Origin of the sequence: Aeromonas sp. 84A, from assembly GCF_051919345.1 — a bacterium.
GTDB lineage: Bacteria > Pseudomonadota > Gammaproteobacteria > Enterobacterales > Aeromonadaceae > Aeromonas > Aeromonas veronii.
The window spans coordinates 4,001,820-4,025,905 of record NZ_JBQBEW010000001.1 but is presented as its reverse complement, the minus strand read 5'-3'; the positions used below and the strand labels follow the sequence as shown (position 1 = coordinate 4,025,905).

24 protein-coding genes are annotated in these 24,086 nt (G+C 54.6%); 13 read left to right on the top strand and 11 right to left on the bottom strand.

The window, feature by feature from the left end:
- Positions 1-77: 77 nt before the first annotated feature.
- Positions 78-479 (top strand): VOC family protein, encoded by a 402-nt coding sequence (locus ACTG20_RS18175; protein ID WP_194496575.1) that lies wholly within the window; start codon positions 78-80, stop codon positions 477-479.
- A gap of 135 nt (positions 480-614) precedes the next feature.
- Here the strand turns inward: ACTG20_RS18175 and ACTG20_RS18170 are convergent, their stop codons facing one another.
- The 4 genes from ACTG20_RS18170 to ACTG20_RS18155 all read right to left on the bottom strand — a co-directional run bounded on the left by ACTG20_RS18170 (position 615) and on the right by ACTG20_RS18155 (position 4,203).
- Entirely contained in the window at positions 615-2,093 is a 1,479-nt protein-coding gene (locus ACTG20_RS18170) for a carboxypeptidase M32 (protein ID WP_194496574.1), read from the bottom strand.
- A 137-nt stretch (positions 2,094-2,230) separates the two neighbouring features.
- On the bottom strand, positions 2,231-2,812 hold the full coding sequence (gene smrA, locus ACTG20_RS18165; protein WP_194496573.1) for a DNA endonuclease SmrA: 582 nt from the start codon (positions 2,810-2,812) through the stop codon (positions 2,231-2,233).
- A gap of 187 nt (positions 2,813-2,999) precedes the next feature.
- Positions 3,000-3,179: a DUF3149 domain-containing protein gene (locus tag ACTG20_RS18160; RefSeq protein ID WP_005338733.1), complete on the bottom strand. Its 180-nt coding sequence runs from the start codon at positions 3,177-3,179 to the stop codon at positions 3,000-3,002.
- A gap of 121 nt (positions 3,180-3,300) precedes the next feature.
- Positions 3,301-4,203, bottom strand: a complete 903-nt coding sequence (locus ACTG20_RS18155) for a TraB/GumN family protein (RefSeq protein ID WP_194496572.1) — start codon at positions 4,201-4,203, stop codon at positions 3,301-3,303.
- Between the two features lie 88 nt (positions 4,204-4,291).
- Here ACTG20_RS18155 and ACTG20_RS18150 point away from each other — a divergent pair, with 88 nt between their 5' ends.
- Positions 4,292-4,624: a DUF1904 family protein gene (locus ACTG20_RS18150; protein WP_113739026.1), complete on the top strand. Its 333-nt coding sequence runs from the start codon at positions 4,292-4,294 to the stop codon at positions 4,622-4,624.
- A 90-nt stretch (positions 4,625-4,714) separates the two neighbouring features.
- Here the strand turns inward: ACTG20_RS18150 and ACTG20_RS18145 are convergent, their stop codons facing one another.
- From ACTG20_RS18145 to ACTG20_RS18130, 4 genes are all read right to left on the bottom strand, one after another.
- On the bottom strand, positions 4,715-5,542 hold the full coding sequence (locus ACTG20_RS18145; protein WP_194496571.1) for an SDR family oxidoreductase: 828 nt from the start codon (positions 5,540-5,542) through the stop codon (positions 4,715-4,717).
- Positions 5,543-5,683: 141 nt separating this feature from the next.
- Entirely contained in the window at positions 5,684-7,132 is a 1,449-nt protein-coding gene (locus ACTG20_RS18140) for an OprD family outer membrane porin (RefSeq protein WP_005338723.1), read from the bottom strand.
- Positions 7,133-7,631: 499 nt separating this feature from the next.
- On the bottom strand, positions 7,632-9,569 hold the full coding sequence (locus ACTG20_RS18135; RefSeq protein WP_194496570.1) for a methyl-accepting chemotaxis protein: 1,938 nt from the start codon (positions 9,567-9,569) through the stop codon (positions 7,632-7,634).
- Positions 9,570-9,674: 105 nt separating this feature from the next.
- The gene (locus ACTG20_RS18130; protein WP_194496569.1) at positions 9,675-10,559 is read right to left on the bottom strand and encodes a DMT family transporter; all 885 of its coding nucleotides are present in this window, start codon (positions 10,557-10,559) and stop codon (positions 9,675-9,677) included.
- Positions 10,560-10,947: 388 nt separating this feature from the next.
- Here ACTG20_RS18130 and ACTG20_RS18125 point away from each other — a divergent pair, with 388 nt between their 5' ends.
- On the top strand, positions 10,948-12,273 hold the full coding sequence (locus ACTG20_RS18125) for a tyrosine-type recombinase/integrase (RefSeq protein WP_047439350.1): 1,326 nt from the start codon (positions 10,948-10,950) through the stop codon (positions 12,271-12,273).
- 58 nt (positions 12,274-12,331) lie between these two features.
- Here ACTG20_RS18125 and ACTG20_RS18120 read toward each other — a convergent pair whose 3' ends face one another.
- Entirely contained in the window at positions 12,332-13,291 is a 960-nt protein-coding gene (locus ACTG20_RS18120) for a hypothetical protein (protein ID WP_139714666.1), read from the bottom strand.
- Between the two features lie 403 nt (positions 13,292-13,694).
- Here ACTG20_RS18120 and ACTG20_RS18115 point away from each other — a divergent pair, with 403 nt between their 5' ends.
- The 3 genes from ACTG20_RS18115 (at position 13,695) to ACTG20_RS18105 (ending at position 15,368) form a co-directional block, all read left to right on the top strand.
- The gene (locus tag ACTG20_RS18115) at positions 13,695-13,871 is read left to right on the top strand and encodes a helix-turn-helix transcriptional regulator (protein WP_081990762.1); all 177 of its coding nucleotides are present in this window, start codon (positions 13,695-13,697) and stop codon (positions 13,869-13,871) included.
- Between the two features lie 504 nt (positions 13,872-14,375).
- Complete coding sequence (locus ACTG20_RS18110; protein ID WP_224968571.1) at positions 14,376-15,059, top strand: inovirus Gp2 family protein; 684 nt, start codon at positions 14,376-14,378, stop codon at positions 15,057-15,059.
- Positions 15,060-15,143: 84 nt separating this feature from the next.
- A complete protein-coding gene (locus tag ACTG20_RS18105) occupies positions 15,144-15,368 on the top strand; it encodes a winged helix-turn-helix domain-containing protein (RefSeq protein ID WP_224968569.1) in 225 nt (74 codons plus the stop codon).
- A 31-nt stretch (positions 15,369-15,399) separates the two neighbouring features.
- Here ACTG20_RS18105 and umuC read toward each other — a convergent pair whose 3' ends face one another.
- Together umuC and umuD are read right to left on the bottom strand one after the other, a co-directional pair.
- Complete coding sequence (gene umuC, locus ACTG20_RS18100; protein WP_224968567.1) at positions 15,400-16,659, bottom strand: translesion error-prone DNA polymerase V subunit UmuC; 1,260 nt, start codon at positions 16,657-16,659, stop codon at positions 15,400-15,402.
- On the bottom strand, positions 16,640-17,083 hold the full coding sequence (gene umuD / locus ACTG20_RS18095; RefSeq protein WP_224968565.1) for a translesion error-prone DNA polymerase V autoproteolytic subunit: 444 nt from the start codon (positions 17,081-17,083) through the stop codon (positions 16,640-16,642). The genes umuC and umuD overlap by 20 nt, the downstream gene beginning before the upstream one ends.
- Before the next feature lie 116 nt (positions 17,084-17,199).
- On the opposite strand from umuD, the gene ACTG20_RS18090 reads away from it, so the two are divergent.
- The 7 genes from ACTG20_RS18090 to cas7c all read left to right on the top strand — a co-directional run bounded on the left by ACTG20_RS18090 (position 17,200) and on the right by cas7c (position 24,085).
- A complete protein-coding gene (locus ACTG20_RS18090; RefSeq protein WP_224968563.1) occupies positions 17,200-17,391 on the top strand; it encodes a DUF3283 family protein in 192 nt (63 codons plus the stop codon).
- Between the two features lie 226 nt (positions 17,392-17,617).
- A complete protein-coding gene (locus ACTG20_RS18085) occupies positions 17,618-18,478 on the top strand; it encodes a helix-turn-helix transcriptional regulator (protein ID WP_240037926.1) in 861 nt (286 codons plus the stop codon).
- Positions 18,479-18,539: 61 nt separating this feature from the next.
- Positions 18,540-19,421 carry a CRISPR-associated endonuclease Cas3'' gene (locus ACTG20_RS18080; RefSeq protein ID WP_440008059.1) on the top strand — a complete coding sequence of 294 codons (882 nt, stop codon included), beginning with the start codon at positions 18,540-18,542 and terminating at the stop codon, positions 19,419-19,421.
- On the top strand, positions 19,355-20,800 hold the full coding sequence (locus tag ACTG20_RS18075) for a CRISPR-associated helicase/endonuclease Cas3 (protein ID WP_440008057.1): 1,446 nt from the start codon (positions 19,355-19,357) through the stop codon (positions 20,798-20,800). Before ACTG20_RS18080 ends, ACTG20_RS18075 begins: the two co-directional genes overlap by 67 nt.
- Before the next feature lie 14 nt (positions 20,801-20,814).
- On the top strand, positions 20,815-21,480 hold the full coding sequence (gene cas5c, locus ACTG20_RS18070; RefSeq protein ID WP_047435395.1) for a type I-C CRISPR-associated protein Cas5c: 666 nt from the start codon (positions 20,815-20,817) through the stop codon (positions 21,478-21,480).
- The gene (gene cas8c, locus ACTG20_RS18065; RefSeq protein WP_047435397.1) at positions 21,477-23,207 is read left to right on the top strand and encodes a type I-C CRISPR-associated protein Cas8c/Csd1; all 1,731 of its coding nucleotides are present in this window, start codon (positions 21,477-21,479) and stop codon (positions 23,205-23,207) included. Before cas5c ends, cas8c begins: the two co-directional genes overlap by 4 nt.
- On the top strand, positions 23,204-24,085 hold the full coding sequence (gene cas7c, locus ACTG20_RS18060; protein WP_047435401.1) for a type I-C CRISPR-associated protein Cas7/Csd2: 882 nt from the start codon (positions 23,204-23,206) through the stop codon (positions 24,083-24,085). Before cas8c ends, cas7c begins: the two co-directional genes overlap by 4 nt.
- The last annotated feature ends 1 nt before the right edge of the window (position 24,086 follow it).

Here is a 24,086-nt window from a genome sequence, read left to right as displayed (position 1 = left end):
AAAGGATCGAACGGGGCGCGCAACTGTGAGAAGGTGGAGATCTGTCCACCCAGCCGTTCACTGTTGAGGAGTGCTCCATGCCAGGCCCCGCTCGCGCCGGTGCCCTGATCTATGCCAAGGATCCGGGCCTGCTGACCCACTTTTACCGTACCCTGCTGCAGATGGTGGTCTGCAGTCAGGATGAGCAGTTGGTGGTGCTGGAAAACAGCGATATCCAGCTGCTGATCCACGCCATTCCCGAGCCTTATGCCGGGCAAGTTGTTATCAAGCGGCCGCCGGAATTGCGGGAAGAGGGGGCCATCAAGCTGTTCTTCACCGTCTCCAGCCTCGCCTGGGCAGAAGCGAAGGCGGCGGATCTCGGCGGCGGTTTGTTGTCACAGCAGTGGACAGGGCCCGGCTTTGTGGTGCGCAACGCCTTCGACCCTGAGGGCAATATCCTGCAACTACGCGAGTTGCTGGGTGCCCCGGATCCCCTCTGAACTCTCTCTTTTTACAGCATTGCCGTGACGGCATGCTGTGCCATGCACCGCCATAAAAATGAACCGCCATAAAAACGGGGCCCTGTAGTGGTCAACTAAAAAGGGCCCCGTTCTGCTGTTAGCTTACTGCGCTCATTACTTCAGGTAGCGCTGTTCCAGATGTTGGCGCAGCCAGTGCGGGTTGAGCGCTTCACCGGTGGCACGGCGCACCAGCTCGTCGGTGCTGTGCAGGCTCCCCTGTGACCAGATGTTGCGTCCGAGCCAGCCGAAGATCTCCGGCAGGCGGCCCGCCGCGATCACCTCACCCATGCTGCCCAGTTCTTTCTCGAGGGCAAAGCGCAGCTGGGCGGCATACATGGCGCCCAGGGTGTAGCTCGGGAAGTAGCCGAACGAGCCGTCGGTCCAGTGAATATCTTGCATGCAGCCATTGCGGTAGTTTCCCTTGGTGGAGAGCCCCAGCCACTGCTGCATCTTGGCATCCCACAGCTCGGGGATGTCGGCCACCTCGATCTTCCCTTCCACCAGATCGCGCTCCAGCTCGTAGCGCAGAATAACGTGGGCCGGATAGGTCACCTCGTCCGCATCGACCCGGATAAAGCCCGGCTCGACCCGGCTGTAGAGCTTGGCCAGATTGTCCGGCGCAAACGCCGCCTGTTCGCCGAAGTGGTGACGAATGCGTGGTGCCAGCAGCGCGAGGAAGGCCGGATGATGCCCCAGCTGCATCTCGCAAAACAGGCTCTGGCTCTCGTGGATCGCCATGGAGCGTGCTTCGGCCACCGGCTGGCCCAGCAGATGACGCGGCAGCCCCTGCTCGTAACGGGCGTGACCGGTTTCGTGCACTATGCCCATCATGCTGGAGACAAACTCCTGCTCGTTGTAGCGGGTGGTGATCCGCACGTCGGTCGGTACGCCGCCACAGAAGGGGTGGCTGCTCACATCGAGGCGACCGTGGGCGAAATCAAAGCCGAGCAGTCCCATCACCTCCTGACCGAGCGCCTGCTGGGTCGGGATGGGGAAGGGGCCTTGCGGCAGCAGCAGGGCATCGCCCTTTTGTTGTTCACTCACGGTCTGGATAAGAGCCGGCAGCCAGCTGGCCAAATCGCCGAAGATCTGATCGAGCCGTGCGCTGGTCATGCCCGGCTCATAGAGGGCCAGCATGGCGTCGTAGGGGCGCACGTCAAGCGCATCGGCCCGCAGTTGCGCCACTTCACGGGAGAGTTTCACCACCTCCTCGAGATTGGGGGCAAAACCGGCCCAGTCGTTTTGCTTGCGCTGGCTGCGCCAGGCGTGCTCGCACTTGCTGCCAGCGAGCGACAGCGCTTCGACCAGCTCACCGGGCAGCAGGCTGGCATCTTGCCACTGGCGCTTGATCTCGCTGAGGTTGGCCCGTTGCACTTCATCGAGCGGCTCACTCTCGGCCTTGGCAATCCAGTCGCCCAGCTCGGGAGCGGTGCGCTTCTGGTGGATCAGCAGACCGAGTTCGGCCATTGCTTCGGCGCGGGCATCGTTGCCCCCTTCCGGCATCATGGCCGCCTGATCCCAGCCGCAGATGGCGGCGAGGTGGCTAAAGCGGTGGATCTGCTGCTGATGTTGTTCAAGCTTTTGATATGACATGGGATTGTCCTTGTTATCGTCCCTGATGGTATGCCGCCCCGTACCTGGCATGCTCGGGGCCATTCGATGCTAACACCGCCGCTGTATAGTTGACCACCTTCATGCAGGCGTGCCAAAGGCGTGGGGCGAAACGCGGATTAGCCGAGCCGCTTCTGGTGCCGCTCGCGGTTTTCCGATTTTTTGCGTTCGCTTTTTCGCAGCAGCACATAGAGGGCACCGCTGCCGCCGTGGCGACGCTCGGCACTGTGGAACGCCATGACGGCGGGCAGTTGCGGCAACCAGGCGCTCACATAGCTTTTCAGCAGGGCACGCGGGGTGCTGCGCTCCCCCTTGCCGTGCAGGATCAGCAGGCAACGGATATCCCGGACTTCACAATCCGCAATGAACTGCACCAGCGTCTGACGTGCCTCATTGAGGGTTTTCTGGTGCAAGTCCAGGCTGGCCTGCAGCTCGTATTTGCCGAGCCGCAGCTTCTTGTAGACCCCCTCCTGCACCCCATCACGCTTGAAGCCGACGATTTCGTGCGGATCTAGCATCTCGATGGCCTCCATGGTGAGGTGGTCGAGGGCGAGTTGTTCGGCAGTGGCAGCCTGGCGGCGAGCGAGCTGCGCCTCGGTCGGGGCGGATTTGGCCGCATGGGGATGGATGTTGTCGCTGCGAATGGGCCGCACGTCGGCCACTTCATTCATAAATAGCGAGAGTTCGTCGTTATGAGACACGGCAGGCTCCCCATAAGAAAAAGTGGGGGCCATTATAACGGCCGCAACCGGCACAGAAAACGGGGAAAGGGGGAGGGGATAAGGGGCGCCCAGCATGGACGCTGGTGCAGCCTGGCCCGGGAATCACAGTCGCGAACCATAAAACAGCACAGGCGGTCAGTGTGAACTGCCGCCTGTGGTCAGAGGATTATTTGCCCTCTTTGGGTTGTTGAGAATGGGGTTGCTGTGAATGAGGCGGTTGCGAGTGCATCACCTTGTAGATGAAGTAGGCCGCGTAAGAGCTGATGAGCAAGAAGGTGCCGATAATCACCAGCATCGACATCAATCCCACGCTGTTGCCAAACATCAGGTCCAGCCAAAAGTCCATTTTATTGCTCCTGTCACCCGGTTGATGACAGGCATGATAAATACCTCTTTGCCCCGTCCGGGATGATCCCGATCAACTCCCTTGCAGGTTGTTTAATAACCAGCGCGATCTGTGATCGTTCTCACTGGACTCCTTGCGACCGAGCCTGCACCGGGCCCGGTGTGGTGAGCGGGGTAATGCGCCACCCTTGCTGCTCCAGCAACGCCAGCAACCCCTGTTCGCCGTAAAGGTGCAGGGCGCCTACCACGATAAAGCTCTCGTTGGGCAGGGTGGACCATTTCTTCAGCCAGTTATGGTTGCGCTCGGCCAGCAGGGTCTGCTCCATCCAGCTCTGTAGCGCTGGGGGAGCCATCTCCTCCTTGAGCAGATTGATCAGCGTCGCCTCATCTCCCTGCTGCCACGCCTTCATCACGGCGGCGAAACCGCTCTCCAGCATCGGTAGCTCATCCAGGGTGCTGGCGAGCATCAGGGTCTGGTTGTCACCCACGCTGGCCAGATAACCGAGCTGCTCCAACAGGGTTTCAAAACCCACTACCGGTTTGCCCTCTTTGGCGGCCCGGGTGGCAAAGTGCTGGTCTATCCCGAGTTCACTCTTGAAGTCGGAGCGGGCCATGGCGGCCTGGGTCAGGGTAATGGCGGCAAACCATGGGCGCAGGGTGGCGAGGGTCGCCTCGTCGATGCCATAGCGGGCGCCTGCCATCAGGGTGCGTTGATAGAGCTCGGCAGGCAGATGATCCTTGAGCGGCTTGCCATCCACCAGTCGGGTGAGGGAGCCGGTCTGTTGCCACTGATCCTGCGTGATGCTGTTCATGTCCACCTCCATCACCAGTGCGCGACTCTGCAGCCAGGCACGCTCCACCGGCTCGGGCAGAGGATAGAGGGCTGGCTTGCCCGCATGGATGGAGCCCAGCAGCCAGTGTTGCTGGTTGCCCTTGCTCATCCGATAGAAGGCAGGATCGGCAAAGGCGTGCAGCGGTAGCAGCAGGCAGAGCAGGAAGGCAAAGAGGGTGCGATGAAATCTCATGGGGATCCTTAATATGCGCCGGGTGACTTCTCTTGCTGACAATAACTCCTATGATAAGTCCTCATTTCAGATAACCAAGAGGTTTGCCATGCCCCATCTTCGTTTTCGCGCCGTGGCGCTCGAGACCCTGCAACAGGTGAGCGGCCCGCTGCTGGCCGAGCTTTGCGAGCTGACCGGCGGCAAGCCGGAGTTTGTCACCATGGAGCGGGTGGAGAGCAGCTGGATCCGCAACGGCGAGCCAGAGGCGGGATTTCCGTTTGTCGAGTTGCACTGGTTCGAACGGCCGCAGGAGATGCAGGACGCTGCCGCGCGCCTTATCACGCGCCATTTGAAGCAGGTGCTGGGGGAGCAGACCTATGTGGTGGTGCAGGTGATCCCTCTGGTCAAGAGTGCCTACTACAGCAATGGTGAGCACTATTGAAGAGGGGGATAAACAAGGTTGGCGGGTCGGGTGACGTCGTTACCCGGCTACTCCACCCGGGTGGCCGGATGCTTAGCGCCAATCAAGGGGTCAGGCCGATTTGGCCAGCAGTTTATCGAGCCAGCGAGTGGGCAATACCCGTCGCAGGAAGGCAAACAGCCGGGTTGGAGTGGTCACCGGATAGCGTGCCTTGGGATGGGCGTGGGTCAGCGCATGGAGCAGCGGCGGGATGCAGGCTTCGCTGGAGAGGGTAAAGCCGCTGGTTGCTCCCTCTTTTTCCAGCCGCGTCAGGGTCTGGCGGTAGGCAGACTGATGACGGCTCTGGGCCGGATCGATGTGGCGCAAGAAGGCGCTGCGGGCATTGGCACGAAAACGGGTATCGATGGGGCCCGGTTCAATCAGGCTGATATATACCCCGCTACCCGCCAGTTCGAGGCGCAGAGTGTCGCTATAACCTTCCAGCGCAAATTTGCTGGCGTTGTAGGCGCCGCGATACTTCATGGCAACCAGCCCCAGTACCGAGCTGTTCTGCACTATCCGACCCTCTTTGGCCTCCAGCATCGGCGGCAGCACCTGACGGATCAGATGGTGCCAGCCAAACAGGTTGGTATTGAACTGCTCCCTGAGCGCTTCGGTGGGCAGATCTTCCAGCGCCCCGGGTTGGCCATAAGCGCCATTGTTGAACAGGCCATAGAGGCGCCCGCCCGCCAGATGGAGCGCCGCACTGGCTCCCAGCTCGATGGAGGAAGGGTCCGCCAGATCCAGATGCACCGCCAGCAATCCCTGTTGCTGCAGACGGGCCACATCTTCCGCCTTGCGCGCCGAGGCGATCACGGTAAAACCGTGCTGCCCGAGCGCCTGTGCGGCGGCGAGGCCAATACCGCTGGAACAACCGGTGATCAGAACAAAACGGGGCATGATGGCGTCCTTGTGACTGCTGACAAAAGCGTGTGGGTAGGTGAGCGGATAAAATCCTTATCCGGCTCGCATGTTAGCTTGCCAACCGGCAAAAAGAAAACCGGGCCAAGTGGCCCGGTTTGCTGACATCGTATTGCCTGATTACATGAAGGTAAGCGGCATGATGATGTGGAACTTGACGTCGTGCTCGGAGGCGAAGATGTTGGGGTAATCGGTCCAACCGCCGCCCTGGCTGATGTCGTTGTTGTAGTCGGTGTAGTGCAGTTTGAACAGGGTGCCTTTCAGCTTGCCATCCTGCACGGTATAGGTGACATCGAAGTTGGCTGCCCATTCGGTATCTTCACCGTTGGCTGCTTTCTTGCCTTGACCGGTTTCGATATCCCAACCGTAAGCACCGGATACACCGACGGACCAGCCAGGCGCACCAACCAGGTCATCCAGAGAACGGGTCACGCCGAAGAACAGCGCTTTCTCGTTGTTGGCGTTCCAGTCAGAGCGGGAGTCCCACCAAATTTCGTTGGCACCCTGGGAGTTGGCGTAGCCACGGGTCAGACGGGGCAGGTAGTTGCCTTCCGCACCTTCAGCCTTGGTCCACAGACCTTCCAGACGGAAGCCGTACGGGCCCATGCCCCAGGCAGCTGTCAGAGCTTGTTGCCATGCCAGACCGTCATAAGTCTCGATCTGGGAAGCGCCCTTGGTGTAGGTCTCGGTCTCGGAACCGTAGAACTGGTAGCTGGTGGAGAGGCCGCCCAGTACGTCAAACTTGTGAGCCAGTTTGAAGTGGTAGCTGTCCATGTAGCCTTCGGACTGACCGAAAGAACCGGTCACTGCAGTGCCATTTTCGAAGGTGTAACGGGCTGCGATACCGTGGATGTAGTCGATGACGTTTTCATCAGCGAACGGATCCATCCACGCTTTGGCACGGGAGAAGACCTGAGTCTCTTTGTACCAGGGGGCCTTGTACTCGTCAGCGATGGCGTAGGTCAGGTAGAGGCCACCGAAGTTACCTTCAACTTGACCACCACGATAGGTACCCGGCTGATAAGACCAGTTAACACCGATTTGGCCAGGGACATACAGCTGTGTATAACCACCCTTGGCAGTGATGCCGCCGTCCAGGAATTTCAGCTTCATCGCTGCGTTGGAGAGGCTGAAACCACCTTCAGGGGAGCCATCTTTGGCGTTGTTGCCCCAAGAACGGCCAGCGAAGGAGAATTCGTTTTCCTGGTTGACCGGGTGATTTTCGGTAACGGCCAGGTCATAGGCACCGAAGCCGCCCAGATCCAGACCTACGGTGTCCCAGGCATAACCGGAGTTGAAGTTAAGAGCGGCTTGAACGGTGGAATGGCTCAGGTTGGACTGGTATTTGCCTTCTTTCTTGGCTGCAGTCGGGTCACCATCGATGCGCTGACGATCACGCTGGAAGTAGAACAGACCGCCGGTCAGTTTGGAGTCTTTCACGAAGGTTTCATAGGACTGGCCGTATTCCGGGCTCATCATATCCTGAGCTGCCAACGCCATACCGGGGGCGACCAGAGCGGCTACCACAGCGGCACTCAAAGCGGCGCGCTTGAAGATCACTTTTTCCATTTTTATTGCTCCTGATTTTATGGACTTAGCTTTTTTTTCCGGCAGTTGGCATCGGGCCTACCGCTCGGTATTGGCATTGCAATCAAAACCCCGAAGGGCAAAAAATCTTGTCTTGGCTACCTGCAAACCCGGATGTCTTGGCACATCTGTAGTTGGCAGTCCTGATCATCACATGTTGTTTTTTTATGTTCCGATTCTTGGCTATCGGACAACCCCAAGAGTACGTTCGCGGTGCGAAATATCAATGAAAAGTTCCCTCAACGTTTCAAAAGTATGACCGAGTGCAAATAATCATGGGCAAGGTCGTAAACAGCCTCATGGCAGGTATCACGGTGATGAGAGCGTTTTCTTGAGGCCGCAGCCAGCGCCAGTGCGGGTTTTCATCCGGTACGGGGGAGGTGTCAGTTAACCTGCCGATAACAGATAATTTTGTGCTACAAAAAAACTTTCCCTCTGGTCGAGGGAAAGTGATCTGGTGAGGATGCGGGGCAAATAGGGGTCAGCCTTGCTGGTCGAGGATGCGGGGGATCTGCTGCGCCTGATGGTGGATATGGGACGAGACCTGCACCGAGAGCTGACTCACCTGACGGGCATGCTGATGGATACGGGCGATCAGATCGGCAAAACTGGCCAGCTTGTGTTCCTGACTTTTGGCGTTGTCGGCGCCCTGCAGGGCGATCACTGCGGTGTTGCGGGCGATCTCCCGCACTGCCTGGGTAGTCTGGCGCAGTTGTTCCGCCTGCGCCCGCTGGCGGCTTGATTCGCTGGTGATCCGGTTCAGTACAGTGCCAAGTTGTTCGCCGGATTGGGTCAGGCGCCCCAGAATATCGGTGATCTGGTTGAGGGATTGCTGGGTATTGGCCGAGAGGTGGCGTACTTCATCGGCGACCACCGCAAAGCCGCGTCCCTGTTCCCCTGCGCGGGCCGCTTCGATGGCGGCGTTGAGGGCCAGCAAGTTGGTCTGCTGAGCGATATGACCGATCACATCGACAATGGCCGTCACATCGGCAACCGAGCGGGTGAGGGCTTGCAGCGCCTCATCGCTCTCGTCAATCGCCAGTCCGGTCTGATGAGTAGCGTGCAGCATGCTGCCCACCAGATCTTCACTCTGGCTCATCGCCTGTTCGTTATGGTGGGCATGCCGGGCGATGTCGGCGGCGACCTGATGGACCTCTCCGGCCAGCTGGTTCAGCTCATCCATCATCTGACCGCTCTCGTCGACCACCTGTTCGGTGGTGCGGGTGCTGTGGTGGATCTCGTCAACCTGACTAACCATTCCTTGCAGACTGAGGGATACCGCTGACAGCTGCCCCTCTTTTTGTTGCTGATCCTGTTGCAGACGACCGATCAGCCGATTGTAGCTGGCAACAATATCGGCCAACTCGTTGCGATCGCGCCCGGTAGGCAACGGCTCGGCCTGCCCCGTCTGATCGAGCTGTAGAAAGGCTCCGCGCAGTCGTAACAAGGGGGCGAGCAGCCAGCGTCGTTGCACCAGCGCAAACAGCAGGGCGACTATCACCAGACAGAGCGCCAGCGTGCCGAGGATGGTGGCCAGCTCCTGATTGACGGCTTGCCGTTCGTGTGCAAGTTGTTCCCCCATCTGTCTGGTCGCTTGCAACATCGCCATGATGTCTTGCTGCACGGTCTGGCGGCCAGCCTGTTGCTGTTGTAGCGCCGTGCGGCTGTTGGCCAGCTCCTGCGGATAGCGGCCCAGCAGCGAACGTAATTCGCTGCGCGGTTGATCTCCCAGCTCCTTGCGTACCGGCTCCCCCAGGGTGAACTCATCGGCGGGCGCCTCTTCATACAGGCCGAGCAGCGGCAAGGCTTGCAGCGCTTGCGCCTGTTTTTGCAGTGCCTCCAGCTCGAAGCGGATCCCTTCGAGCAGCTTTTCATTGCCCTGCTCCATATAGCTTTGGCGCAAATGGGCGAGGCGCGGCAGGCCCGCCAGGATCTCGGCCGCACCGCGGCGATATTGCTGTGCCGCGGCAGATTGTTCCGTGCTGGCGCCTTGCTCCCCATAGCGGATCAGCGCCATGGCCTGGCTGCCCAGCTCACTCTCCGCATTTTGCAGCAGCAGCTGGCTGTTGCCCGAGAGCTTGCCTGCGGCCTGATAGTCGTGCGCGATGCGCTGCGCCATCTGTTCGAGTTGCTGTCTGAGCGGGGCCGCCACGGCATCATCCTGAGCGGCCAGCGAGGAGAGCGCTTGCTGGCGGATCTTCTCCGCTGCTGTCAGTTGTTGCGGATCGCCGCTGTTGAGGTAGTCACGCAGGCTGTTTTGCAGGGTCACTGTCACCAGTTGTTGCAGCGTCTCGTGCTGATGCTGGGCCTGATTGGTATGGGCAAGCTGTTGCCAGCCGTGGTAGAGGGCCAGCGCCTGTCCTCCCGCAACCAGTAACAAAACAAGGGAGGATAGGGTGGCGTAATGGGCGATTTTCACGGGGTAATTCCTGTCAGCACAGACCATGGGGGAGCGTGGCCCGAGCCTAAACAGGGATGATGGCGTTTTTATGACAGCATGGTCAGGTGGCCCTATTTTACCGACTTAATTGGCTGGGGATGCCAGTGCTCTGTTGCGTTGGCCCAGCATACCGAGCAGGGCGCCTCCCATGATAAGTGCACCGGCCAGCAGATGGCGCGAGGTCAGCTCTTCTCCGTTCAATGCCACTAACAGCAAAGTACTCAGCAGCGGTGTCAGGTAGGCAAGGGCACCGATCCGGCGTGGATCGCCGTCTCGCAGTGCCAGATACCAGGTCACAAAGGCCGCCCCCATCGGGCCCAGCGCCAGCCCGATGATGAGACTCCAGTCACTGGTGGGGATCTGTGCGAGCGGCAGGGGCCCCTCCAGCAGACGGGCAAGCAGCAGCGCCAGCAAACCTGCGGGTAGGCAGGCTGCCGCAGTGACCACGGCAGGGGCTGGTGGCAGACGGCGTGATAGCACCGAATAGGCCCCCCAGACGACAGCTGCACCGAGCGCCAACAGGTATCCCGGCAGATAGGCCTGCTGCAGTTGCAGCTCGCCATCGACCATCACCAGTATGGAACCCGCCAGACCAAAGGCGCCAGCCAGCAGATGACGTGCATGGAGTGGATGACCGGGCAACAACAGCGGGGTGAACAGAATGATGCAGAGCGGCCAGAGGTAGTTGATGAGGTTTGCCTCCAGCACCGGGGCATGGCGAAAGCTCATAAAGAGCAGCAGATGGTAGAGCAGCAATGCCGTAACCGTCACCAGCCAGGTAATAGGGCGAGCACGCCACTGGCGCCAGAACGGCAAGGCCCCGACCCCGCAGAAAAACAGCACCAGCCCGACCAGCACCAGTGGTGACACGCTGGTGACCCGTGACGTCAGCGCCGCCAGCGAGGCCCACAGCACAATGGTCAGCAAGGCAAAACCGGTGGATCTATCCCACCAGGAACATCCGGACATCCAACACTCTTTTGCAAGATGAAACAGGGCTTGGCCTCAAAGACAAGCCAAAGAGAAGCAGTTTATCAGAGAGAGCGCATGCTCTGAACGCAGAAAGGAGAGGGTCATTACGGTTGGATGGTCGGATTCATTGCCGCCAAAAACGACCAAGGGGTTGGCATCGTGATGATGCCAACCCCTTGTTTTGTATGGCGCTCCCGACTGGAGTCGAACCAGTGGCCTGTCCCTTAGGAGCCAAGGTTGATAGAGTTTCAGACGGTATCCACTGGTTCTGCGATGGATATTTTTTTGATTAAAAACAGTTATTTAATTAATATGTCTGTATCAAGTAGTTTCATAAGGTCTCACTCCAACGCACTGCATTGGAGGGGTACGGGGAGGGGTACGGATGGCGATAAGTAAAGACTTGGAGATCTCGTCACTCAAGCCTGTTGAAGGGGTTAAGGTGAAGCGATATGCGATTCAATCGAAGCATGGTGGCGGGCTCAAGATAGAAATTCGCGCAAGTGGCCTCAAGCGTTTTGTGTATCGCTTCAAGATTGGTGGTAGTGAAGGTGAATTGTTGTTGGGGAGTTATCCAGCTCTAACTTTGGCTAAAGCTAGAGAGGAGCATGGCAAAGCCGTGCAGCTTGTGAAGCGGGGCATTGATCCCACTAAGTTTGCAGCGCAAGAAAAGGCTAAAAATGAAACGGCCCTGACGATGGATGAGTTGCTTGGACGATGGCTCGATGCGCAACGTGTTGCTCAGGTCGTCAAACCCAAAACCCTCCAATGTCATCAAGATCGTTGGAATCGTCATCTCAAGAAGACCCTGGGCAATATTCGCTTAATCGATCTGACTCGTGCCCACTTGGCACAAGCGTTAGAGATAACCAGGCGCGCAACAAAAGACGAAACCCGTAAGGGGCTGGGAACGCTGAATCAGATGTTGGATTATGCGGTGGTTCACTGCCTGATTGAAGCTAACCCAGCAAGGCTATTACGGCCAAAAGATTTTGGCGCCAGTGCTGGCGCCCCAAGAGAGCGTTGGCTGACTGTCCCCGAATTGCGCAGGTTATGGAAGGCCATTGATGAGGACTTGGGGAGCGGTGGCAGCCTGGCAGCTGGGGGACGGGGCGTTTCTCGCCATGCCACTATTTCTCTGCCTGCAGCGAATGCGATCAAGCTATTGATACTGACCGGATGTCGGCGTAGTGAAGTCGCCAATATGCGTTTTTCACAGATCAAGGATGATATATGGACCATTCCAGAAACGAAAAATGGTAGAGCTCATACAGTCTTTATTTCTCCTCAAGCAAGATCAGTAATTGAAGTTCAGGGACAGTATTCCAATGGTGATTTTGTATTTGAATCAGATCGGCCAAAAACAGATGAAATAGAGCCAATATTAGTCGATTCAATTACACGAGCACTAAGACGATTCATTGCTCGCTCTCTATCTGATATGGAGCCATTTACTATTCATGATTTACGTCGAAGTGCTGCAACTAACTGGGCGGAAAGACTGGATACTGAGGAAAGGGTAATTGAGCTTTGCTTGAATCACACACCCATTAACAAACTTATTAGAACTTATCACCGCTCACGTCATGCCGAGAAAACCCGACTTGTCTGGATTAATTGGGGGAGACTGGTAGCTGATGAGGTGATGCAAGAGCCTGTTGCTGAAACAGTATTCAATAACGTTGTGAAATTGAGTTTTAATAGAAAGTAAGTGGCTATGATAATGCTGAATGACGGACTAAATGATTAAATCATTTAGTCCATTTTATTTATATTGAACACCGTTTTGCGTATGCTTCTCTAATCAATTCTTCTATGATAGCATTTTTATTTTTGTTTTCTACTTGGCTTAGTTCGTCAAGAATATCGCCTATATCTTGGCTCATGTTTATACTGTATTGTTTCTTATCTTTGTTTTTATCTCGGTATTTTCTCTGGCTCCATGATTTCTTCATTGTGAGTGTAATAAGTTTTGAACTGTCCTCATTGAATGTGCGCGTCACATCAAAAAAAGAAATGATATCATCTCTAACTCCCATTGAGCCAGGAAGTACTAGTGGGATATATCTTAGTTTGTTATTAAGCAAGTAGTCAAATGTCCAAGATATTTTTTGATTTTCATCCTTGTTTAGCCAGCGAGTTATTTCTTGGTTTTTTAGGGAGTATGAAGCTGTCTCTTTTATATTATCTAGTATTTGTAATTTAATGGCCTTACTAACTCTCAATCTATTTATACAGCAAACGATTAAAAATGTGCTTATTTTTACATTGGTAATATCATTCATTCTCACAATTTTCTTGCTGTTGTTTGGCTGCATTGTTTGTAAAAATTCACATTTAAGGTCGAAATCGAACATTTTATTAGAGATGTGATCTAATGTTAAGTGACTCAATGTTCGCCATATATAAAAAATCAATCTGGTATTTTTTTCATCTATCCAATGTAGGTCATCCTTGGAAATACATGCTTGGGTATATTCGTTATGAAGTACTTTGATAAATCGGTCGAGGTTAAGTGTTGAATTGTCTCTAACATCATTATCAGACATGAATCTTTGAGCGTTAGGATCTAAGCTGGCTCTTGATAGTTCGTTTTCAATATTTTCAGCTGCAGGAATTACACACACTGAATACGAATTTATTTCACATGTTCTATACCAAAGATAATCAACAAAGTATTTGTCGAGTAACAGTGTTCTGACAACTTTTCCATCCGTCCAGAGCGCCATATTTTTCACCCTAATAACTTAAAACTACATTGTAGTTTTTATTGTGTTTTTCGTGAGTGTGTTTTGTGGGGTTTTGTGATGTATTTCACGTGTTTTTTATGTTTGGCCTGGTGCAGGAATGGCCAACCAATGTTTGGGGTGTCTGGCTTAGAGTGCACTATGCATCTGGTGGTTTAGATCCTGAGCTTGTTTAGTGTGCTATGAATTACTGTGTGTGTCAGTAAAGTTCTTTCTTCATGGGTTTATCGCAAAGTTCAGTGGAGACTGAGATTTATTTATTCGGTTGTGGGTGGCTATCAATTAATTGTGCGGATTAATGAGATTGAGATTAGATTGTGGTTTATTTCGGATAGTAATTTTTAACATGTGGTCCTTCGTTATGAAGAAATAGCGGAGAGATAACATGAAGTTGATTAAGCTGAAAGAAGTCATCGAAATGACTACCTTATCCAAAGCGACAATTTATCGCTTGATGAGCAAGAGGGCATTTCCTGGTGCCGTTCCTTTAGGGCCTCGTGCGGTCGCTTGGAAGCTGAGTGAAGTAATAGAATGGATTGATTCGAAGGTATCCGCTAGATAGGAGGTATCGAGCTAAGTTCAGAGGAACTTATTTGTCTTAATGTTCGGAATTATCGAGCGCTTATCGAAAATAACCAAGCTTTTCTCGGCGATTTAGAATGTTGCTCAGTTCGGTAATAGTATTACATATACACGCGAAGTGTATAACACGGTAGAGGGGGTAGGAGATATATCGAGGGTGAGAGTGATACACCATCAAGAGTGTATCGCAGAGTATGTGAACGAGAATATGTGATATATACACTTCGTGTATACCAATCAGATGCACATCAGGCTTGTACATCAGATATAAGCCATTAGCTGTATAGATCTGCATAGCAAAGTATATGTAATGCACAGAGTGCTAAATGCAGGTTGGTATATCAACCTAGTGGTTTGATAAGAGAGAACGGTATCAGTTGTCAGTAAAGTTTTACGTAGCAACCCTCATTAATTACGATAAGTGAAGTCATCTGAGTATCTAACCAACGGGTATAGGTATTCCATGCGAGCTATAGGAACTTATATGAAATCAAAAGTCGGGTATCATTTAATAGCCGACGAGCTAGAAAACTTACGAGGTGTGGCTGAGGCCAAGTATGGTTCAATATCCTTTGAGCAGTTGAAAACATCCGTGGAGGTAATCGCTAACTTCTTGAATAAACACCCACGAGTGTTTGCAGTGCGCGTTGACCTACGCTTCCCCCTGATATCCATCATGGATGATCCGGATATGCCGACAAGCTTCCCACCGGAGGTAGAGGAGGAAAAGGTTATTAAGCGCTTTATAGCTTCACTAAAAAGCCAAATACAGGCGGCACGTCACCGTAAGGGTAAGGCTGGTAAACCATTCTTCTTGGGATTTATCTGGGTGAAGGAGCAAGTAACAAGCCAGTATCCTCATTATCACGTGGTGCTACTATTTAACCGAGATGATTACGGTCATCTTGGGGACTACTCTAATCTCGATGGAGATAACATGGCTACGCGTATCCGTAAAGCTTGGTGTAGTGCATTGAGGCTCGCATACCCTGATTATGCGTCTTTGGTGCATTTCCCTGATGATGCAGAGTATCGATTTGATCGCCGAGATGCTGACCTGCATAATGAGAGATTCTATAAATTCTTGGAGAGGACTGCATATTTATTTAAATTACGCACGAAAGTACGAAACAGCCGTAATTTTGGGCGTAGTCAATTGATAAGGTAATGTTCACCACTTAATTCACTGGCCCAAGCGATTGCGATTCAACCTGCAGCAGTATCACCTCATCAGGAGAAAACGCGGGTAGAAATGAAGGTTGAAACGCAGGTAGAAAAGCGGGTCAAAACACCCCATGCCATCTTGGCGGAACTGACGGCTGAACCGACCATAACTCTCAAGCAAGTCGCAGAGCGGATTGGCAAATCGACCAGTACAGTGGAGAGAGCTGTTGCCATGCTGGTCAAAGACGGGCGATTACGTTTTGTTGGGCCGCGTAAGAACGGACGTTGGGAGGTATTGGATCCTGATGTGTAACCACCTAGCCCCGCAACTAACCGACTCAGGACTACCTCGCCACCGGCAGGTCCTCCCAGCGGGTGGTGTAGCAGGGGCTCAGGTGCTCTTGTCGCATCATCCACTCAGGCGACCCCGTACCTTGGCTGGCAAAGCCTACGCGCCCCAATCCCTTGGCTTTGATCTGGTCCATCACTGCCATCAGCGCATCTGATTGAGCGGACGGCGGGGCAAACAGATCTGCCTGTTGTTGCCCCTTGGGGGTGAACTCACTCAGCATGACGCCCCCCTTCTGATAACGGTAACCGTCGCGCCAAATCTGCGGTAGCAGCACGTTCACTTGCTGCAGCAGCAACCGGGTATCATCGCTAGGGCAGACCAGCCGGACGCCAGCCTGCTCACTGTAGTAAGGGGCTCGTTCATCAAAGGGGCTGGTTCGCACGAACAGGTGCACCCGCTGGCAACACATCCCCTCGGCCCGCAGCTTCTCGGCTGCGCGAGCCATAAAGCCTGACAACGCTTGAGCCATTTCTCCACGGTCAGTCACGCGCTCACCAAAGGAACGGCTCGAGAGGATCTGCTGCTTCGCCGCCGGTTCAACGGTCAGCTCTGCGCAAGGCAGGCCACGCAGCTCCTGTACGATCCGCTCGACCACCACGCCGTATTGGGCGCGTAACCCTTTGGCGTCGCTAGCTACCAGGTCAGCAACGGTGTTGATGCCTTGTGCCACCAACTTGGCTCCCAAGCGCCGTCCTATGCCCCACACCTCGTCCACCGGGGTGATAGCCATCAGCCGGGCACGGCGCAGCTCGTCACGCAAGTCCACGACGCCGCCAGTGGCAGGCCACTTCTTGGCTGCATAGTTGGCCAGCTTGGCGAGGGTCTTGGTGGGGCCAATCCCGACCCCTACCGTGAGGCCGGTCCACTGCCACACTCGCTGCCGGATCTGTTGTCCATAGGCGGTCAGGTCCCCGGCAAACGACTCCGACAGTGACAGGAATGCTTCATCGATGGAGTAGACCTCCAGCTCGGGGGCCATGGTCTCCAACGTGCTCATCACCCTGCCAGACATGTCTCCATAAAGTGCGTAGTTGGAGCTGAATGCCACACCGCCATGCGCCTCGAACTGCTCGCGGATCTTGAAGTAGGGCCCGGCCATCTTGATACCCAGCGCCTTGGCTTCGGGGCTGCGCGACACCACGCATCCATCGTTGTTGGAGAGCACCACGATTGGGCGGCCACGCAGCTCAGGGCGAAACAGCCGCTCACAGCTGGCGTAGAAGTTGTTTACATCAACGAGCGCTATGGCCATCACGCTGCCTCAGATTGCCGATCACATGGGTGACCACTCCGAACAGCTCCAGGGAGAGGCTCATACAAGGGTCGATAGGCGCGAACGCCGGATTGGCTGGCAACAGCCGTAGCCTCGGCTTGAGCTGCAAGGTCTTGACCGTGAAGCCGCCATCGAGTAGTGCAATCACCACATCACCATGGCGCGGGGTCAGGCTCTTATCGACCACCAGCAAGTCACCGGGAAAGATGCCAACCTCGGTCATGCTCTCCCCCTCGGCACGCAGATAGAAGGTTGCGGCAGGGTGCGCCACGCAGTGGGTGTTGAGGTCCAACTTCCCTTCCAGATAGTCGCTGGCTGGGCTGGGAAAACCGCAAGAGGCGCGGTGCAAGAACAGCGGGATGGTCACCTCGGCGGGTGATGGGTCTGGGGTTAACAGCTTCATGGCAACAATACCTGTGTTTATATACAGGCATTATAGCGCACCACCTTTGAACCAGCGCAAGTCCCGCATGCCAGTGATGGCGTACCATGGCGCCAACAAATAACAAAGAGGTCAGTATGAGTCACAATCTTTGTGCCCTACCGAAAGAGCTGCAAGAACGGGTCGAGGTCGAGAAGGCCGCCGCATATGCGGTATGGAAAGAGCGCAACGGTCACTTGGCCAGCGCAGAAAGCGAAGCGAACCAACATCAAGGTGAACTGGGCCGCTACTTCCTCGAACAAGTGGCGAAATACAAGAAACTAAGATAACGCACGGTCTCTAAAGGTCGCGTATATGTGAGACTCGATAGGGTTTTTCCATTCCTTAAGTGGTAGCCTAGTTGTTATTAACCAATAACTTAACAGAAGAATGGAACAACTTAACCGAGCCCTTGCCTTACACCAGTTACTATTGGACTTTCGTTACCCTGTTCCACGCTCCGTCATACTCGAACGACTTGAGTGCTCAGCCAGCACTTTCAAACGGCTGCTGGAATTGCTGCGAGACCGTTATCAGGCGCCAATAATCTGGGACCCGACCGCTCGTGGTTATCGTTACGATACCGATGATGGTCGGTTTACCTTGCCGGGCGTCTGGCTTACCGAATCGGAAGCCTTTGCTCTCTTGATGGCCAATCGCCTGCTGCAGGATGTGCAACCGGGTCTGCAGCAGCAGGGGTTGGCTCAGTTGCAGGCACGTATCGGAGATTTGCTGGGTCCCCAGTGGCAGAATGAAGCTGACCGCCTGCGTGTGGAAAGCATCGGGCGCCAATACGTGTCCCCAGAGCTATTCCTACCTCTGGTACAAACGCTGTTTTCCAGGCGTCAGCTCCACTTTCTCTATCACCCCACACAACATCAGTCCGAAGAGCGTCAAGTATCACCGCAGCGTCTCTGCTGGTATCGGGACAACTGGTATCTGCTTGCCTGGTGTCATGGACGAGAGGCCCTGCGCCTCTTTGCCTTGAGTCGAATAGTCGAACCCAAATCGCTGGATGAAGCCGCCTGCGAATGTGGGACGCCAGAGCTGGATGCACTCTTTGCAAATGGCTATGGCATCTTCGCCGGGGCTGATTTGAAACAGGCCGAGCTGCGCTTTGACCCATCTGCTACCCCTTGGGTCAGAGATGTGCAGTGGCACCGGGAGCAGCTCCAGACCATAGAGCCAAGCGGTCATATTCGTCTCACTTTCCCCTATGCCGATCAACGCGAACTGGTACGCGACCTGATGCGCTTCGCCGGAGAGGTCGAGGTACTGGCTCCACCATCACTGCGCAGCGCCGTCATCCACGCCATGAGAGCAGGACTGGAAAAACATGGAGCAGGAGAAGAGGTAGCCCAGCCGGTGAGCCAGTGAGGGGAGAATAATGGAAGTGCTCAGCTGATATGTGAACGGAAATTCGGGATGCGGAGGAAAAGTGCCAACAAAAAGCACCGATATTGCCCACGTCAGGATTAATGATGATGGAACATGGGCTGAACCTCATCTGCTTGATGAGCATTTAATACATGTCGCAAAAATGGCCGCGTCGTTTGCCCACTCCTTTGGGGCTGGCTGGGCTGAATTAGCTGGTCGCTGGCATGATCTCGGCAAATACAGTGAAAATTGGCAAAGTTATCTGCGGTCAAAGTCTGGTTATGAGGCCGAAAATGCCCACATGGAGCAACAGTTCGGGCGGGTGCCGCATTCTATGGGAGGCGCTATTCATGCGATTGAAAAGCTGGGGCCGGGAGTGGGCCACCTGTTGGCTTATCTCATCGCTGGGCACCATGCCGGCTTGCCGGATTGGTATGAAGGAGCGAGTGCTTTGTCCGCGCGTCTGGTTTCAGGCAGGACAGAATATGCCGAGGCATTAGCAGCCAGCATCCCAGATGAAATTCTGGGTAGTCATGATGCAGTACTGAATATGCCCAGACTCAATCCGGGTTCGGTTTCCATATGGCTGCGCATGCTGTTTTCATGTCTCGTCGATGCAGATTTTCTGGATACCGAACGCTATATGTCGCCAGCGCAATATGCGCAGCGTGGTCACTATCCCGCAGTTACAGAACTACAACAGCGTTATCAAGATTTTATGGCCACGCTGCAAATGAACGCCTCGGCCTCGCCCCTGCAATCATTGCGTAATGTCATTCTGCAACAGGCTTTGGCTGCGGCTGAGTTGGCACCGGGTATGTTCAGTCTGACGGTGCCAACGGGGGGGGCAAGACGCTGGCTAGCCTGGGGTTTGCCTTGGAACATGCGCTCCGTCATGGCAAAAAGCGAATTATTTATGCCATTCCCTTTACCAGCATCATAGAGCAGAACGCGGCTGTATTTCGGCGCGTACTGGGTGATGATGCGGTTCTGGAGCATCACAGCAATCTGGATGGACAAGAGGAGGCTCATGCCCGTCTGGCTACCGAAAACTGGGATGCGCCAATTATTGTAACCACCAATGTGCAGCTGTTTGAATCATTGCATGCATCACGCCCCAGTCGCTGCCGCAAACTGCATAATCTGGCCGACAGCATCATTATTTTGGATGAAGCACAGCAGTTGCCCCGGGATTTCCACGAACCGATCACCCGTTCCATGCAGCAACTGACAGATTTTTTTGGTGTGAGCTGGGTGCTGTGTACGGCGACTCAACCGGTATTGGCAGAAAGTCGGGATCTGTTTGGTCGGCTGTTATTGGGGGGATTGCGTGATGTACGCGAAATGATGTCTGAGCCCGAACATCTGGCCCGACAACTGAAGCGTGTCGATATCCAGATCGCGACCGAGCCGACCAGTTGGGAACAAATTGCCAATAAGGTTATTGCTGAAGAGGTCGTCCTTTGCATCGTCAATACCCGTCGCCATGCCCGTGAGTTGTATACCTGCCTACCTGATGATGGCAACAATCTACATCTTTCTGCGCATATGTGTGCTGAGCATCGCTCAGCAGTAATTGGTGAAATCCGCAACCGGCTCGCTGCCCGGCAGGCGGGGGGGCGACGACCACTGCGCGTTGTTAGTACCCAGTTGATTGAGGCCGGTGTTGATCTGGACTTTCCTGTTGTGTTCCGGGCCATGGCCGGGCTGGATGCGATAGCGCAGGCGGCTGGGCGTTGTAACCGGGAAGGCAGGTTGTCAGAGCCTGGCAAGGTATGGGTCTTTATGCCGCAACAGTCGGCGCCAGTTGGTCTGCTGCGCCAAGCCGAGCAATGCACCCTGGAATTGGTAAAGGCTGAGCTATTGTCGGACCCGCTGGCGCCGGAATCATTTGTCCGTTTTTTTGAATTGCTCAATGCAAAGGGTGAGCGCGACAAATATGGTATCTGCCGTTTGCTAAAGGCGGAACGCTCCTCAAGCGCACCGGTGGCAATTCAATTTAGAACGGCTGCCGAGAAATTCCGTCTGATCGATAACCGGGGCGTGCCGCTAATTGTGCCCTATCGCAGCCCGGGGGCCGAAGAAAGCCCAACTTTCATGTGGTTGTCGAAGCTGGCGCTAGAGCCGGGGGCGACCTGGATTTACCGAAGACTGCAACGGTACACCGTTACGGTGCCGGAGTCGTTGGCTATTAAGCTACAGCAACTGGGCGCTATTGAACTTGAATCCGGCATGATGGTGCTGCTGGAAAGTCATTACAACTCGGTATGGGGTGTTGAAATGCCGGATGTGCTGTTATCCGCTGAGGCATCAGTTATTTAATGGAGGAAACCCGGATGGGATTTTGTCTGGAGGTCAGTGGCGATTTTGCCTGTTTTACTAGGCCGGAAATGAAAGTCGAGCGCGTCAGTTATGACGTGATTACCCCGTCAGCGGCGCGCAGCGTGTTCGAGTCGATCATGTGGAAGCCTGCAATTCGTTGGCAGGTGACCAAGATTGAAGTCCTTAATCCAATTCGATGGATTAATCTGCGTCGCAATGAGGTAGGGAGTGTGATTTCCTCCCGCAATGTCACCTCGGTTATGAAAGCAGGCCGGGGTGCGCTGGGTCTATATGTCGAGGAAGATCGGAAGCAGAGGGCTGGGCTGCTGCTGCGGGATGTGCATTATCGTCTGCATGCGAATTTTGAAATGACACCGCAGGCTGGTGCGACCGATAACCCTAACAAGTTTGCCGAGATGTTTCGCCGTCGGGCCGAACGTGGGCAGTGTATCAATCAGCCCTATTTGGGTTGCCGCGAGTTTGTCTGTGATTTTTCTCTGGTGGATGCGAGGGGCACAGAGAATAAGCCTGCCCTCGTTGAGGATCGGGATCTGGGCTGGATGCTGTATGACCTGGATTACTCATCGTCGGATGCACCGACACCGCTGTTCTATCGGGCATCCATGCAGCAGGGCGTGATCGCGGTACCGCACCGTGATAGCCAGGAGGTGTGTGGATGATCCTGCAGGCATTATGTGAATACTATCAACGCAAACAGCAGGATCCCGATGACGCCCTTGCGCCCTTCGGTTTTGAGGAGAAGGGGATCCCGTTTGTGATTGTCATCAATCAGGATGGCCACTTCATCCAGTTTGAAGACACACGAACTCTGGGAGGGAAAAAGCCGCTGCCCCGCCAGTTTATGTTGGCAAAGGGAGTCAAAAAGACATCTGGAGTGTTGGCCAATGTGCTGTGGGATCCAGCTGATTATGTGCTGGGAGTAGACAAGAAGGGTAAACCGGAGCGAACACAGGAGCAAAAGAGCTGCTTTATTCGTACCATCCGTGAAACCTTTTCCACTATTCCGGACAACCCCGCTATTGCAGCGGTACTGAAATTTTACGAGTTGCCGGAGCAACCGCTGAGTGTTGATCCCTTGTGGCCGGTGATTGAGGATACCAATCCGCTGCTGACATTTCGGCTGGCTGAGGATGGTGCCTGCATTGTCTTTAATCGTCCTGAAGTAGTAGCGGCCTATCAACAGTGTCTGGGGCAGCGAGATGGCGAGCAGATCCGTTGCCTTGTATCCGGAAAAAAAACCGCGTTGGCGGTAACGCATCCGGCCATCAAAGGGGTATGGGGAGCTCAGAGCTCCGGGGCTAATATTGTCTCCTTTAACCAGGAATCATTCTGCTCCTGGGGTAAATGGAAGCAGCAGGGCGCCAACTCACCGATCGGGGAGCAGGCCGCCTTTGAATACACTACGGCGCTGAATCATCTGCTGCGTACTAATAGCCCCAATCGCCTGCAGATGGGCGAGACCTCTGTGATCTGTTGGGCGGCCAAGTGCGCTGAACTGGAGACACTGTTGCCATTGATTTTTGGTGATGTTTCCAAAGACAACCCTGATGAAAATATCCGAGCGGTGCAGGTGCTCTTTGCCTCTCTGTATAACGGAACCTATCAGGCTCCGGATGGAGATGAGCGCTTCTATCTGCTGGGATTGGCACCGAATGCTGCGCGAATATCTGTCCGTTTTTGGCAAGCAGGGACGGTCGCCAGTTTTTCCGAATGTCTGGGACAATGGTTTACAGATCTGGCCGTTGTCGGTGCTCGGCATGGTGGGGTTATGCCACTTAAGCCCTTGCTGCGTTCGGTCGCCGCACTGGGTAAGGATGAAAATCTCTCTCCGCAACTGGCTGGCGAAGTGGTTCGCGCCATTCTCTCCGGGCGGCCGTTACCCAATGCACTCTTTACCGCGCTACTAGTGCGCCTCAAGGCTGAAAAAGGTCAGGTTAATGATCATCGGGCTGCGCTGATCAAGGCCTGGCTGAATCGTCAATTCCGAGTCAATCATCGCAAGGAGGTGACTGTGTCTCTCAATCTGCAAGAGTCACGTATCGGTTATCTGTTGGGACGGCTGTTTGCCGTTCTGGAAAAGTTGCAAGCCGATGCCAATCCTGGGCTGAATGCCACCATCCGTGATCGTTACTACAGTAGCGCCAGTTGTACACCCAAGGCCGTATTTGGCACCCTGCTGCGCCTGCATACCCATCATCTGAAAAAACTAGATAACCCGGCTTTCCGAACCGTTGTCGAAAAGCGCATTCAGAGCATCATGACTGATATTGCGGACTTCCCAGCGCACCTCAGTCTGGAAGAACAGGGGCTATTTGCTATCGGCTATTACCATCAACGTCAAGATTTATTCGCCAAAAAAGAGACCAATCAGGGAGAAAAAGCATGAGCCTGTCCAACCGCTATGAATTTGTACTGTTGTTCGATGTTAAGGATGGCAACCCGAATGGTGATCCTGATGCAGGTAACCTGCCACGTGTCGATGCGGAAACCGGACAGGGCTTAGTGACTGATGTTTGTCTCAAGCGCAAGGTTCGTAATTTTGTAGGACTGGTAAAAGAAGAACAGCCGCCGTTTGAAATTTACGTCAAGGAAAAGGCAGTACTGAACAAGACTCACGAACGCGCCTACGAGGGTATTAGCAAGAGTGAACTGCTCAAGGGGAACGACAAGAAACGCAAGGGTGGCGATGCGGTGGATGAAGCCCGGCAGTGGATGTGCAAAAACTTCTATGACATTCGTACCTTTGGGGCAGTGATGTCTACCGGGGTCAACTGTGGCCAGGTGCGTGGACCGGTGCAACTGACCTTTGCGCGGTCGATCGATCCGATTGTCGCTCAGGAGCACTCCATTACACGCTGTGCAGTGGCAACAGAAGCCGAGGCGCTCAAGCAGGAAGGAGATAACCGGACCATGGGCCGCAAGAATACCGTGCCGTATGGCCTGTACCGTTGTCATGGTTATATTTCTGCGCATCTTGCCAAACAGACCGGTTTTGACGAGCAGGATCTGGAGTTGCTGTGGCAGTCTCTTGCCAACATGTTTGATCATGACCATTCGGCCGCTCGCGGTGAAATGAGTTGTTGCGCGCTTTATGTCTTCCGACATGACTGTGAACTAGGCAATGCCCCGGCACGCAAGCTGTTCGAGACCATCCATATTGAGCGGGTCAGTGAAGGTCCTGCGCGCAACTATGCCGATTACCAGGTCACAGTAGTCGATGAGGCTTTACCGCAAGGTGTTTCGTTGTTGCGGATTGTTGAGTAAC

Coding starts and splice junctions, on each gene's coding strand:
- ACTG20_RS18175 (WP_194496575.1), top strand. CDS start 78: ATGCCAGGCCCCGCTCGCGCCGGTGCCCTGATCTATGCCAAGGATCCG.
- ACTG20_RS18170 (WP_194496574.1), bottom strand. CDS start 2,093: ATGTCATATCAAAAGCTTGAACAACATCAGCAGCAGATCCACCGCTTT.
- ACTG20_RS18160 (WP_005338733.1), bottom strand. CDS start 3,179: ATGGACTTTTGGCTGGACCTGATGTTTGGCAACAGCGTGGGATTGATG.
- ACTG20_RS18155 (WP_194496572.1), bottom strand. CDS start 4,203: ATGAGATTTCATCGCACCCTCTTTGCCTTCCTGCTCTGCCTGCTGCTA.
- ACTG20_RS18150 (WP_113739026.1), top strand. CDS start 4,292: ATGCCCCATCTTCGTTTTCGCGCCGTGGCGCTCGAGACCCTGCAACAG.
- ACTG20_RS18145 (WP_194496571.1), bottom strand. CDS start 5,542: ATGCCCCGTTTTGTTCTGATCACCGGTTGTTCCAGCGGTATTGGCCTC.
- ACTG20_RS18140 (WP_005338723.1), bottom strand. CDS start 7,132: ATGGAAAAAGTGATCTTCAAGCGCGCCGCTTTGAGTGCCGCTGTGGTA.
- ACTG20_RS18130 (WP_194496569.1), bottom strand. CDS start 10,559: ATGTCCGGATGTTCCTGGTGGGATAGATCCACCGGTTTTGCCTTGCTG.
- ACTG20_RS18125 (WP_047439350.1), top strand. CDS start 10,948: ATGGCGATAAGTAAAGACTTGGAGATCTCGTCACTCAAGCCTGTTGAA.
- ACTG20_RS18120 (WP_139714666.1), bottom strand. CDS start 13,291: ATGGCGCTCTGGACGGATGGAAAAGTTGTCAGAACACTGTTACTCGAC.
- ACTG20_RS18115 (WP_081990762.1), top strand. CDS start 13,695: ATGAAGTTGATTAAGCTGAAAGAAGTCATCGAAATGACTACCTTATCC.
- ACTG20_RS18110 (WP_224968571.1), top strand. CDS start 14,376: ATGAAATCAAAAGTCGGGTATCATTTAATAGCCGACGAGCTAGAAAAC.
- ACTG20_RS18105 (WP_224968569.1), top strand. CDS start 15,144: ATGAAGGTTGAAACGCAGGTAGAAAAGCGGGTCAAAACACCCCATGCC.
- umuC (WP_224968567.1), bottom strand. CDS start 16,659: ATGGCCATAGCGCTCGTTGATGTAAACAACTTCTACGCCAGCTGTGAG.
- umuD (WP_224968565.1), bottom strand. CDS start 17,083: ATGAAGCTGTTAACCCCAGACCCATCACCCGCCGAGGTGACCATCCCG.
- ACTG20_RS18090 (WP_224968563.1), top strand. CDS start 17,200: ATGAGTCACAATCTTTGTGCCCTACCGAAAGAGCTGCAAGAACGGGTC.
- cas5c (WP_047435395.1), top strand. CDS start 20,815: ATGGGATTTTGTCTGGAGGTCAGTGGCGATTTTGCCTGTTTTACTAGG.
- cas8c (WP_047435397.1), top strand. CDS start 21,477: ATGATCCTGCAGGCATTATGTGAATACTATCAACGCAAACAGCAGGAT.
- cas7c (WP_047435401.1), top strand. CDS start 23,204: ATGAGCCTGTCCAACCGCTATGAATTTGTACTGTTGTTCGATGTTAAG.